Source organism: Microbulbifer sp. TB1203, from assembly GCF_030997045.1.
GTDB lineage: Bacteria > Pseudomonadota > Gammaproteobacteria > Pseudomonadales > Cellvibrionaceae > Microbulbifer.
Genome location: NZ_CP116899.1, coordinates 1,358,749 through 1,372,187 on the forward strand (window position 1 = coordinate 1,358,749; position 13,439 = coordinate 1,372,187).

At 59.4% G+C, this 13,439-nt stretch carries 6 protein-coding genes; 3 read left to right on the plus strand and 3 right to left on the minus strand.

The features are described from left to right. Positions 1 to 34 precede the first annotated feature (34 nt). Entirely contained in the window at positions 35 to 961 is a 927-nt protein-coding gene (locus PP263_RS05805; RefSeq protein ID WP_308367419.1) for a LysR family transcriptional regulator, read from the minus strand. Positions 962 to 1,067: 106 nt separating this feature from the next. On the opposite strand from PP263_RS05805, the gene PP263_RS05810 reads away from it, so the two are divergent. Together PP263_RS05810 and PP263_RS05815 are read left to right on the plus strand one after the other, a co-directional pair. Then, positions 1,068 to 1,658 (plus strand): FMN-dependent NADH-azoreductase, encoded by a 591-nt coding sequence (locus PP263_RS05810; RefSeq protein WP_308367420.1) that lies wholly within the window; start codon positions 1,068 to 1,070, stop codon positions 1,656 to 1,658. 92 nt (positions 1,659 to 1,750) lie between these two features. Next, positions 1,751 to 2,791 carry a methyltransferase domain-containing protein gene (locus tag PP263_RS05815; protein WP_308367421.1) on the plus strand — a complete coding sequence of 347 codons (1,041 nt, stop codon included), beginning with the start codon at positions 1,751 to 1,753 and terminating at the stop codon, positions 2,789 to 2,791. 45 nt (positions 2,792 to 2,836) lie between these two features. Here PP263_RS05815 and PP263_RS05820 read toward each other — a convergent pair whose 3' ends face one another. Next, positions 2,837 to 4,234, minus strand: coding sequence for a tetratricopeptide repeat-containing glycosyltransferase family protein (locus tag PP263_RS05820; RefSeq protein ID WP_308367422.1), 1,398 nt, complete (start codon positions 4,232 to 4,234; stop codon positions 2,837 to 2,839). Positions 4,235 to 4,400: 166 nt separating this feature from the next. Beyond that, entirely contained in the window at positions 4,401 to 12,695 is an 8,295-nt protein-coding gene (locus PP263_RS05825) for a calcium-binding protein (protein WP_308368568.1), read from the minus strand. Here PP263_RS05825 and PP263_RS05830 point away from each other — a divergent pair. Next, on the plus strand, positions 12,594 to 13,190 hold the full coding sequence (locus PP263_RS05830) for a hypothetical protein (protein WP_308368670.1): 597 nt from the start codon (positions 12,594 to 12,596) through the stop codon (positions 13,188 to 13,190). The genes PP263_RS05825 and PP263_RS05830 overlap by 102 nt on opposite strands. Positions 13,191 to 13,439: the final 249 nt, after the last annotated feature.

Genomic DNA, 13,439 nt, shown 5'->3' on the forward strand with positions numbered 1-13,439 from the left:
GAGCGGCCCTGAGTGAAATAGGCGCCCATCGGGCTCAACGGTGATCGGGGCAACTGGCGGCGATCCGCTCCTGCAGGATTTCCGTCAGGCGCAGTGCTCCGGGCCCGGCGGCGTCGCGGTCGGCGAATATCAGGTACATCTGCACATAGCGTTCGCGGCCACCGCGTAGTGGCAGGGGTTTAAGCAGCCCCTCCCCCAGTTCGTTGCGGATCTTGTCCTCCGGCAGCCAGGCGAAGCCGTAGCCGCGGCAGGCGGCGCCGATGGAGGTGGCCATGCTGGAGAGGGTCCAGCGCTGTTCCACTTCCACGGTGAGGGCCTTTTTATCCCGCTGGGAACCGGAGTCGCGCACGGTCAGATGGCGATGCTTGCGCAGGTCGCGCAGGGTCAGTTCCCGTTTCAACTGGTGCAGGGGGTGGTCCGGATGCGCGACAGGAATGATCCTCGCCTGCCGCGGCAGGGGCAGGCCGCTGAAACCGGGGGGAATATAGGGCGATATCGCCAGGTCCACCCTCCCCTCCTGCAGGGCTTCCGGCGCTCCGCCGAGCACCACTTCAAACAGCTCAATGCGCGTCTGCGGACTCTCGGCGCCGAACTGGTCCAGGCAGTCGAGCAGCAGCCAGATGGGAAACAGCGTCTCCACGGCGATGGCGATTTCCGACTCCCAACCGGCGGAGGCCTTGTGCGCCGCGCGCTCCAGGCTGGCGGCCTCGTCCAGCAACACTTTCGCCCGCCGGTAGAGCATCTCTCCCGCGGGAGTCAGCACCGCCCGGCGCCCCTCGATGGAAAACGCCTTGATGTTCAGTACCGACTCGAGCTTTTGCACCGCATAGCTGACGGAGGACTGGCTCTTGTGCAGCCGCTCCGCAGCCTGGGCATAGCCCCCCGCATCCACCACAGCCACCAGGCAGCGCCACTGCTCCAGGCTGATATGCGGTGTTGCAGTGTGATTATCCTTGCCCATATATCTACTCATTCGATGCATAAGTACACATTTTTATAATTTTTTATCGAATCAATCAATGATTCAATGCCGGCATCTCGAAAACAACCCCCTTTGGAGGTGTCGAATGGCAACGTTACTCAAAATCCAGACCAGCCTGTTCCAGGGCGATGGGCAGTCCTCCCAACTCGCCGAGCAGTTCGCCCGCAACTGGCAGGCGCGCAACCCGGATGGCCGTGTTGTCTCCCGCGACCTGGCGGCAGAACCAGTGCCACACCTGGACGCACAGCGCTTCCAGGCCTTTATCACCCCGCCCGACGAGCGTACCGCGGAACAGCGGGAGATGGTGAAACTCTCCGATAGCCTGGTGGAGGAGATCGCCGGGGCCGACGTGCTGGTACTGGGCGTTCCGATGTACAACTTCAGTATTCCATCGACCCTGCGCGCCTACTTCGACCATATCGCCCGCGCCGGGATCACTTTCCGCTACACCCCGGAAGGCCCGGAGGGACTGCTGAAGAACAAGAAAGCCTATGTGTTTATCACCCGCGGCGGTTTCTACGGCGAGGACCACTCGCAGACCGCGCTTTTGCGCCAGTTCCTGGGCTTTATCGGCATCGCCGACGTGGAATTCGTGCACGCGGAGGGCATGGCGGTAGAAGACGCCAGGGAGGGAAGCCTGGCTGCGGCGCGGGACAGGATCGCACAGCTGGCCTGACTCATGGCCTCTCCGCGATTCATCGGCTACAGTTCGCAGCGTAACAAATCCGCCCCCAGTGCGACTGAACGATAAAACCGGAGAGGCAAATCATGCGCGAAGCAGTACAGGACTACTACGGCCGCCAGCTGCAAAGTTCCGACGACCTGAAAACCACCGCCTGTTGCGATGCCAGCGCGGTGCCGGAATGGCTGAAGCCACTGCTCGCCAAGATCCACCCGGAAGTGCTTACCCGCTACTACGGCTGCGGCCTGGTCTGCCCGCCGCTGCTCGAGGGCTGCCGGGTACTGGACCTGGGCTGCGGCTCCGGCCGCGACGTCTACGCGCTGGCGCAACTGGTCGGCCCCGAAGGCCTGGTGGTGGGGGTGGATATGACCCCGGAACAGCTGGCAGTGGCGGAACGCCACCGCGACCACCATGCGCGGGAGTTCGGCTTCGACAATGTGCGCTTCCTGCACGGCTATATCGAACAACTGGAGCAACTGGACCTGGAGCCCGGCAGCTTCGATGTGATTGTCTCCAACTGCGTGGTCAACCTGTCGCCGGACAAGGACGCGGTGTTGCGCGGCGTGCACCGGCTGCTCAAGGAAGGCGGCGAATTCTATTTCTCCGATGTCTACGCCGATCGCCGGGTGCCCGAGGCCGTGCGGGAGGACCCGGTGCTCTACGGCGAGTGCCTGGGCGGCGCCCTCTACTGGAACGACTTCCTGCGCCTGGCCCAGCGAAGCGGCTTTATCGACCCGCGCCTGGCGGAAGACCGGCCGCTGGAAATCACCGACCCGGAACTAGCCGCGCGCACCCGCAGCCTGCGTTTTTTCTCCGCCACCTACCGCCTGTTCAAACTGGACGCCCTGGAGAGCGACTGTGAGGACTACGGCCAGGCGGTGATCTACCGCGGTACAGTGCCCAACTTCCCCCACCAGCTCCCTCTGGACAAACACCACCTGATCGAAACCGGACGGGTGTTCCCTGTATGCGGCAATACCTGGCGTATGCTGAGCGATACCCGCTTTGCCGATCACTTCGAATTTATCGGCGATTTCAGCCGGCACTACGGCCTGTTCGAGGGCTGCGGCGGTGGCCTGCCTTTCGATACCACTGCAAATAATTCCGGGGAAGCGCCCTGCTGCTGACCGATGTAGAAGCGGCCGGGCCGCTCCTACAGGAGGCTGGGCAGATCAATGAAGGGCCGTAGAGCGCGCCTGCAGATACCCCGACCGATTGCCGATGGAGTCCATCAAGTTTTTAATCACTTCATAAAATTCCTCTTCCAGGGAATCCCAGCTTCCGGGAACTCTTTGTCGAACCAGATGCATCGAGGAATACCATGGGCTGCTCGAGCCTTCTGCGCCATACAACCAATAGCTGGCGGAGTCCAGCAGATTGACGACGGGCTTTCCCAGGCTCGCCGCCAGGTGGGCGAGGCTGCTGTCCGTCATCACGATAAAGTCCATCGACTGCAAGGCGGCCGCGGTATCGGAAAAATCGTTGCACAGATCGCCCACATCGACAATCGCATGCCCGATATCAGCGGTCCGCAGTGCTCCCTGGGGCTGACCTTTCTGGAAGCTGTATAACTTGATATCCAGCGGGCTCAGGAGCTTCAACACTCGGCTGAACCGCATAGAGCGGTTGTGATTGTTCTGAAAGGTGATACTGCCCGACCAGACGATACCGACATTCGGCCGCTCAGAAGACGGGCGCAAAATACGCTCGAAATACCCTGCCCTTTCACCGTCCACCGAAAACGGAAAAGGCTCGGGAGTGCATTGATTGTCCGGGTCCAGCAAGCCCGGCAGGCTCATGATCGGGACCAGGTAATCCACAACCGGAACTTCCAGGTGGTTTTCGACACAGGATATCTGCGAGTCACTGAAAAGACTGTGCAATTCCGGTTTGCATAACAAGGTTACTCGGCAGGAAGACGCAACCAGACGAGGAATATAGCGCGCCATCAGCAACGTATCCCCATAACCCTGTTCGGCTACTACCAGCAGGTGTTTCCCCTCCAGCAGCTCGCCGCGCCAAACCGGCACATCCATCTCGGGCAGGGAAATTTTGCCCAGTTTCCAACGGGACTCGAAATAACGCCAGCCGTTGCGATAATCCCCCAGCCTCAGGAAATTCTGTGCCACCTCCCAACGGATGGAATGATCTGACGGATACCGCCTTTCCATAACGGACAAAACATCCAGCGCGCTTCGGTGATCACCACTGTCCCGAAGAGCGACAGCGAGATTGAATTGATAGTGGTAATTACCTGGCTCCTCCAACAACAATTGCCGGTAGGTTTCGATCGCTTCGGGGTAGCGATGCAAATCCTTGAGGGCGTTGGCCAAATTGAACCGATACCCTCGGGTTTCCTTTAATTCAAGCGCCCTGCGGTAGAGAAGCACCGCGACTTCTGGCCGCTTGATCGACCGATAGGCGGATCCAAGGTTCGATAGGGTGTCCACATCGTCGGGGCAGTTCGCAAGGATTTCCCGGTAAAGTGCGATGGCTTCTTTATAAGCACCGCTCTTGTGCTGGGACAGAGCCTTGGCCTTTTGTTTTTGAATTCCCTGTAACTTCATCATTTCTCGATACGTCAAGAACACACCGTGTAGGAGCGGCCCATGGCCGCGATCGGCAGTGGTTCAACCCACAGATCGATCGCGGCCATCGACAGATTTTTGCTCCTGCAAAATCTGCATTTCCGCTGGGCGGCACCCCGCCATCCCTGGTGGTCGCCGCTCCTACAGGTCAGGCTGCCTGCCAGTTGGCGGCGATAACCGGCGCTATCTCGTCGCGAACTTCCTGCGGCAGCTGAGCATCACCGGCAGGCGGCGCGCCGAATGCCGCCATGGCATTGACGAGGTTGTCGACCATATCGGCCTGCAGCACGGCATCGTCGGTGCGGATTTCGTCCAGCTGCTGCCCGCTGCCCGTATACCAATCCTGAATCGTGACCTGCTCATCGGAACCGATCACATCGACTACCAGATTGTCGCCATCGCGGCTGAACCACAGGTTGTTTTCGTCGAATCCGGCCAGGAATTGCAGGACATCAGTATCCGATGCAGGGTTGTTGGACAGGTTGTTGATCGTGTCCTGTCCAGCACCGGCACCCACGCGATAGGTGTCGTTACCATCGCCGCCGATCAGGTAATCATTCCCCGCCCCGCCATCAATGACATCATTGCCGGCGCCGGCATCGATAAAGTCCGCATCCGAGGAACCGAGAATGGTATGCGCGGAAGCATTGGCCGCTACCAGGTTGGCGTAGCTGCGCTCGTCGGGCAGATTCTGGTAATCGGGAGAGCCGGCCGGATCGGGGTTGGAGAGGCCGAAGGCACCGAATATCTGCTCCGAGGTAATACTGCCGCCGGAGGTAAAGCTGATGGTGTCTACAACGTAATCTCCACCCAGGAACCAGTTTTTCAGGGTGACGGAATCGCTGCCGCCACTGACGTTCAGCACCAGGTCGTTGCCGCTCTTGGTGAGACCGCTGGAAATCTGGTTGAAGTCAATACCATCGAAGCGCAATTCGTCATGGCCGCCGCCAGTATTGTCGATAACGTCCTGCCCGTCTCCAGGACGGAAAATATAGATGTCGTCGCCCCGCCCCCCGGACAGGACATCCGCGCCCTCTCCGCCCTCCAGGGTATCGGCTCCGTTGCCACCCTCCAGGCGATCGTCGCCAGCTATACCCTGCAACAGGTCGTTGCCATTGCCTCCCCGGATCAGGTCCCGTCCCGCGGAGCCGGACAACCCGGAGTCGTCTCCCGTGGTGCCTTCCACAGTGCTGTCGAATGCCGGTTGCGGGTCCTGCATGGGAAGGCCGAACGCATCGAAAATCTGCTGGGCCGTCAGTGAGCCGCCCGTTTCGAATTCGATGTTTTCGACCAGGTGCTCACCGCCGAGGAAGAAGTTCGTCAGGGTAACCTGATCCGGACCGCCGTTGACCCTGAGAAGCAGGTGATCCCCGGACTTGGTGAGATATGAGGCGACTTCGGAAAAGGTAATGCCTCCAATAAAGCGGAGGGTATCGGTACCGCCACCGCGGCTGTCGATGGTGTCCTGCCCGCCCGAATAGAGGTATACGTCATCGCCCGATCCACCGATCAGGGTATCGTTTCCGGAATCGCCATGGAGCGTGTCGCTGCCCTCCCCGCCGAGCAGGATATCGTCGCCGGCAGTGCCATTGACTACGTCATCACCGCCAGTTTCAGGGACCGGTGGTTCTCCACCCTCGCCGGGGTCCCCGCCACTGTCTCCGTCGCCGTCCGGCAGTGCTTGCAGCAAACCGGGAATATCGGTGGCCATTATCGAGGCTCCGCCATCGTCCGGCTGTACATAGCTGATTGCCTGCTCGCCGCCGAGAAAATGGCCGGTCACACGTATCTGCTGACCCAGGTCGGAATCCACCAGGATAACCAGATCGTCCCCATCCTGATGAAAACTCAGCCGATCGCGCCCTACCCCATCCAGGGTAAATATGCCGTCGAAGCCGCCACCGGTATTGTCTATCGTGTCCACACCGCCGTTGGCGGTGTAGTAGTAGCGATCATCGCCCAGGCCGCCGGCGAGCCAATCGTCGCCATCCTCTCCATTGAGGATATCGTTGCCATCTCCTCCCAGTAGAGTGTCATTGCCGGAACCGCTTCCGGAGCCATTGCCGCCGGAAAGGTAATCGTTGTCCGCTCCGCCTTGCAGCTCATCGTCGCCGGCCATGCCGAAGAGGGTATCATCGCCGGCAAGGCCCTGAATCAGATCCCTGCCGGAAGTGCCTACCAGTTGCTCGGAACTTGCCGTGCCTTCGATCACCGCGTCGTAGTCACTGCCGCCACCGGCAATTATCTGGTTGATTTCCTCGGTATCCAGCAGGAAACCACCGTCCGGCTGCACGAAGTCGATAGCGTGATCACCGCCGAGGAAGTGGTCTTGTACCCGTACGGATTGCGTAGGGTCTTCATCGACCAATACCAGCAGGTCATCGCCGTCGCGCTCGAAGCTGAGTCGCTCCCTATCGATACCGTCCAGGAAAAAGAGGCCGTCGTAGCCACCATCGCCGTTAATGATCAGGTCGCTGCCACTGCCAGCGGTATAGACATAGCTGTCATCGCCGATACCGCCAATCAGCGTATCCGAACCTGCCCGACCAATCAGGGTATCCGCCCCGGCGCCGCCCTCGATCAGGTCGTCACCGGCATCGCCGTCCAGGTAGTCGTCACCGCCTTCGCCGTAAAGTGTGTCGTTTCCATCCCGCCCCCAAACCTGATCGTTGCCGTCGCCGGCACGAATTCTGTCGTCCAGACTCCGGTAGCCCAGCAGGGTATCGTCCCCCGCGGTTCCATAGGTGACAGCCAGGTCCTCGATTTCCGATAACGCCAGACTGGAGCCACCGGCAAATTGAATGGTATTGATCTTGAAGTGGTCGGTACCGCCGCTGTACCAGTCGGTGATGCGGATCGAATCAGTACCGTTGCTATGCAGGATAAACAAATCGTTTCCATGACGCTCGAACTGCAAGTCGGCCTGGGAAATTCCCGCACCGAATACCAGCGTATCCGAAGAGGGGTCCACATTGCTGTAGTCCTCTCCTTCGCGGCGCTCGGTCAGCGTGTCGTGGCCGTCGCCCAGGTTGAACCGGTACTCGTCATTGCCGAAAGAGCCAAACAAGGTATCGTTGCCGGTGCCGCCTTCCAGTGTGTTGCTGTTCTGGGTGAAGAACTGGCTGAATGCGGAGATCACATCGCCGCCGCTTCCGCCGACCAGCGTATCGCTGCCCTCCCCGGTAATGAGATCATTTCCGGCACCGCCATCCAGCAGGCCGCTGCCGGTCAGTGTATCTGCACCCTCGTCGCCATACAGGCTGCCATTGCCGGTCAACTGATCGTCACCAATGCCACCGCGAATCAGGTTTTCTCCGGAGTAATCCTCGATGACATCGTCGCCTTCATCGCCGTAGAGCCGATCATTGCCCGCGCCACCGAGAATGGTGTCGGCGCCGTCACCGCCGTGGATCTCATCGTCGCCGCTCTCGCCGTACAGGCTGTCCTGACCCAGTCCGCCATCGATGGTATCGTTGCCTGCGCGACCGTACACGGTATCGTCTCCGGCACCGGCGGTTATGTTGTCCGCATCCGCATGGCCGTAGATTTCGTCGTTACCTTCCGTGCCGGCCAGTGCCTGCTGTTTGATTTCCTCGTAATTCCAGACAGTGGTATCGGCAAAGACGATACTGTCGATACCGGCAGCATTGATCACGCCAGCCTGAGTGGAGAATTGGTTCGCGACACGAATGCTGTCCCCGGACAGGGTGTTGGTGATCAACAGGTCATTGCCGTCGCGGCGCAACAGCACGTCTCCCGGATTGACATCGGTGAATTGCAGTTGATCCTGATCGCCACCACCATCATTGATCAGGTCCAGGCCATCCCCCGCGGTAAAGCGATACACATCATTACCCCAAGAGCCGGATAACGTATCGTTGCCGGCACCGCCGATCAACATGCTGTTCCCTTCGCCGCTGAGGACGTCATTGCCTTCGCCCCCATCCAACAAGCCATTGCCGACGAGCGTATCGTCACCCGCATCACCGTAGAGGTGGTTGTAGCCGGAACCGCCAGCAAGATAATCATTGCCGGCCCCGCCGTGGATTTCATCGTCGCCCTCTTCCCCGTAGAGGGTATCTGCACCGTCTTCACCGAAGAGGGTATCGGCACCGAGCGCACCGTACACGGTGTCGTTCCCGGCTCCCGCGTGCACGGTGTCTGCATCCGCATGGCCGTGGATCTCATCGGCATTGCCGGTTCCCGCCAGCGCCTGTTGCTTGATCTGCTCGTAATCCCAGACGGTGGCATCGGCAAAGACAATGCTGTCGATGGCCGAAGCGCTGACTTCCCCGGGGATCGTCGAGAACTGTTCTTGCACGCGGACGGTATCGCCGCTGACGGTGTTGGTGATCAGCAGGTCCTCTCCGTCTCGCCGCAACAGCAGATCCGCCGGGTTCACGTCGGTAAACTCGATGCGATCCTGGATGCCGGCCTGATCGTCAATCAAGTCCGCGCCATCCCCGACAGAAAAACGATAGGTATCGTCACCGGCACCACCGATCAGGGTGTCGTTACCACCATTGCCGATCAGCAGGTCATCGGAGCTGTACGCCTCGATAGTGTTGCCCTGGACGTCCCCGATCAGCACCTTGGCTTTCAGGTCCTCCGTCGTCCACACCGCCCCGCTGCTGAACACCACCCGATCTATCGCCGAAGTCGTTGCACCCTCCGCAACGAAGAAGTCCCTTACGGTTACCGCGTTGCCGTCGCCATAATCCAGGATTACGTCGTTGCCATTGCGACGAACCGAGACTAATTCCTCGCTGACACTCTCGTCGAACAGAATGGTTTCCGTAGTAGCGGTATCCGTCTCGCCGGTAACGATCAGGTCCTGACCGTCCCCGGCGGAGAACAAATAGGTATCGCTGCCGCCGTTGCCGGTAAGCAGGTCGTTTCCACCTTTGCCGACGAGTGTGTCATCGGAATCGTAACCGGTGATGGTATCCGCCGCATCGGTGCCGGTAAGCACAAGCTGTTTCACCTGTGCCAGATCCCAGGCGGTGCCATCGTCGAAGTTAATCGAGGAAACCGTTTCACCGGCGGCACCGAAATAGTTGGCAATAGTGACCGAGCTGGCGCCGCCCTCCAGCGAGAGCAACAGGTCATTCCCCTCGCGTATGGCTTTTACATCCTCGATCTGCACGTCGGAACCCAGCTGCAGGACATTGTTCTGGCCTGCGAGGTCAACAATCCGGTCGTGCCCCTCGGCCAGGTCAACAATGTAGGTATCGTCCCCGCTGCCACCCTGCAAAGTGTCATCGCCCGTGCCGCCTTCCAGGGTATCCTCCCCGGCGCCACCGATCAGCAGATCGTTGCCCTCCAATCCCATCAGCAGGTCGTCGCTGTTGTTGTAGCCCCGCAAGGTGTTGTCGGCATCGTCGCCGATCAGGGCGAGTGCCTTAACGTCATCGATGGTCCACACTGTCCGGCCGTTGTTGAAGGTGATTTTATCCACGGCGCTTTCCGTGGTGGCGTCCTGGGTGAAGTAGCCAGTAATTGTTACTGAATCGCCGCCGTCGTCGACCGTCAGCAGCAGGTGGTCGCCGCTTCTGGTGACCTTTACGTCGTGGGGGCTGATTTCTTCGGCGAAGGCGACCGTGCTGGTTCCGGTATCGCCGCTATTGTCGATGGTGTCCTGGCCATCGCCAAGACCAAAAAAGTATTGGTCCGAGCCGGCGCCGCCGCTCAAGGTGTCATTGCCGCTGCCGCCTTTGAGCAGGTCGTTGCCATTGCCGCCCTGCAGGATGTCATCGCCATCCCCACCATCCAAATAGTCGTTGCCGGCTCCGCCCTGCAACTGGTCAGCGCCTTCATTGCCGTACAGGAAGTCATCGCCGTCACCACCGTGTAGCGTATCGTTCCCCGCTCCGCCGAGGAGGATATCCTTGCCAACGCCGCCGTCGATCAGATCCGAGCCATCGCCGCCACGGATCAGGTCCATACCCTCACCGCCATCAATAGTGTCGTCGCCGCTGGTGCCGTCGATGATTTCGTCGTCGACATTGATGCCCGAGGTGTCGCCCTCGGCGCCGGTGGGCGGCTCCACGTCCTGACCTAGGGCCGGGGCTTCCCCGCGGGCAAAGTCGGGTTCGCGGGAGAACAGGGAACCATCGGGCAGCAGCCGATATTCCTGTATTGCGCCCGCGGGGGCCAGGTAGCCGCCCTCGCCGTCTGGCACACCAGCCATGATCGTGCCTTCGGCATCGGTGTAGAAGGTGAGTATGCCAGTGAGGGAGACGGCGCCGTTTTGCAGCCAGGTGCTGGGGTCTTGAGAGTCTATTCCGGCGGTGCTGGCATCAATGGCGACCAGCTGGCCGCCGTACCAGTCGGTAAGCGTGGCGGTTGATTCAGTTGCCGCAGCTTCCATCGGGGAGATAGAGGCATTCAGGGCTGTGGAGACTTGGGTGCCGGGCGCACTTTCGGGAGAATCACCGGAGCCGCCCGTGATCGCATCCAGTATGGCTTCGCTCCTGCGCAGCCACTGCTGGGTGTAAGCGCTCCAGAGATCGAAAAAGTCATAGGCGGCACCACCCAAAATCACAGTGCTGGAGGACAGTGTAGATTCAGGGAGGTCGATCATGTCTCCTTCGCCATAGGCGATCGACAGGTTCAAATCAGCACCGAAGCTTATGTCGCCATATTGATAGAGGCGGGCGTTTTGCAGTGAAGCGCCATTAATCACGATTCGGTTGTCGCCGTCGCTATCCACTATGTAGTCCAGGCCATCCCCCGGATTGAAGATATAGGTATCATCGCCATCGCCACCGCGCAGGATGTCGGAGCCGGCCCCCCCGATCAGGACGTCATTGCCCCCGCCGGCTTGGATATAATCGTTGCCAGCGCCGCCGTTGAGGTAGTCGTTGCCGCCTTCAAGGTCTTCGTGGGTGGGGTCATCGCCCCAGATCCAGTCAACGTCTCCGCCCCCGAGAATGACATCATGGCCGCCACCGCCGACGATTTGATTCTTGCCGCCGCCGGCGTAGATCACGTCGTCCCCGTGCATATCGAGCGGAATATCCTCCGGGAGTAAATTCGAGCCGTGGAACTGGGCGCTACCGACATCGCCCCAGATTTTGTCATCGCCATCCCCGGCAGTGATGGTATCGTTGCCGGCGCCGCCAAATACAACGTTGTCCCCATCCCCAGCGTCGATGATGTCGTCATACTCCAGGCCGGAGGCGAAAATATCCTGTATTCGCAAGGTGAGAGAGACTCTACTCCCTTCTTGCTCCAGGGTTGCCCGGCCGTCCCCGAAAATAAACTCTTTACCGTCCCCGCCCTGGATGATGTCGGAACCACTACCGCCCATCAGCCAGCCCTCACCGCCGGCACCCGCAATCAGTATGTCCTTGCCACCGCCGCCGTCCAGGCTTTTGAAGGCGGTGGACTCGCTGATCAATGTATCTTCGCCTTCCCCGTCGTACTCGCGATATTCTTCCGGCAAGTCCACCGGCAGGTGGAAATCTCCAAAAAGAAAGCCTTTGCCCCCGGTGTGCCGGATATAGTCGCCGCCCTCCCCACCGGTAGCCCAGGCCCAGTCGGAAGCGCCGATAACGATCGTATCCTCGCCGTCCAGGCCGAAAAGACGGGGGTTGAAGTAGTCTCCATCCGCAATCAGAGTGTCATTGGCCTCGCCGCCGTCGAAATTCCAGGTGTGGACGCCAGGGTCTTCGGGAAAATCTGGATTGTCGGAACTGATCAGGCTTGCGTCGAAGAAGATCGGTTGGGCGTTGAAATCCGGGCTTCTGGACTCTTGATCGAAGTCAAGCCAATCCTCTTCCTCCGGCGTACCCAGATTGCTGTCCCCCACCTCAAAACTGTTCGGATCCATTGCGGGCTGGGTAGTATCCTCTTCCTGGTAATCACTGAGGGTTAACCCGAAATCGTCTTCCAGCCCCGAAACTTGGATGGCGGAAACCGTTTGGGAAGCGTCGCCATAAATGACGACAAACCCATCGTCCGTTTTGATCAGGCGGATATCGCCCTCTTCACTTTTGTAGATCATGTTGGAGGCTGAGACCCCGGTCAGTTCGGGAATGGCGCTGCCGTCCAGTTGAAGGGTATTGCCCGTGGAGCTGTCTTTTACGGTGTCTACGCCGTCACCGGAGTTGAATTCATAAGTGTCGCCACCGGTGCCGCCGAGCAAAAGGTCCGCGTCTTTGCCGCCGTTCAGGGTGTCCGCACCCGCGCCGCCCCCCAGGATATCGAAACCGTCCTGGCCGTAGAGGTGATCACCACCGCCTTTGCCAACCAGAACGTCACCCTCCTCACCACCGTTCAAGGTATCGACACCCGATGCACCGATCAGCACATCACTGCCAGCTCCGCCATTTAGAGTTTGACCATTCTCATCAACCGCTATCAGCAAGTCATTGCCATTGCTGGTTTCACCCACATTCGTTGCCTGGACCGTGCCATTGGTTTCCAGGCCAATCACCACTTGGTTGTCAATAGAGGCACCAGAAATAACGGAAAGAATCACACTGAAAGATTCATCAGTTTCTCCCAAACCATCAGTGGCATAGAACTCGGCAAGCTCTGTAGCTATGGGAAGGAACAGGGTTTGGAAAGAAACCTGCTGAATCAACCCATGGTCAGCAATGTCGTAATCACGAACAGTATTGCTATTGATCCAACTATTGAAATAGTGGTTACCCGTCCCGGTATGACCTTCATAGGCAAGGATTCGGTCGATAACCCTTTGGCTTCCGTCATAGGGGTCGGCAGCATTCAAAAAGTCGTATATGTCCTGTGCCTGCTCTTCTTCGGAGCGATTGTCATACAGGCCGAACAAAGCCGCCTCATAAGCACGCCGCTTGGCAAGTCCGCTGTCTCTCACTCCACCGCTTGCGGGATTGCTGGCATATCGAATCTCAAACCAGGAGCGGATACGATCACCGGCTTGCACGGCATCTTGCAGGTTGACACTGTTTGACAGCACACCGTTGTACATCAGCGATAACAACGCCACGCGCTCGCTGGACGTTACCAGGGTTTCGGAGCCCAGCCAGGTATTCAAGCGTGCCTCATAGGTTCCTGCAGCGGGAGTAGCCGGATCACCTGCTACATCGTCAAAAATCGAACGGATTGTCTGGGTTGCCGCATCAAGGTCGTCGTGAGGAATCGTGAATGAACTTGGCATTCCATCACGCTGCTCGGGCGTGGCATCGTTATACCGCTCCAG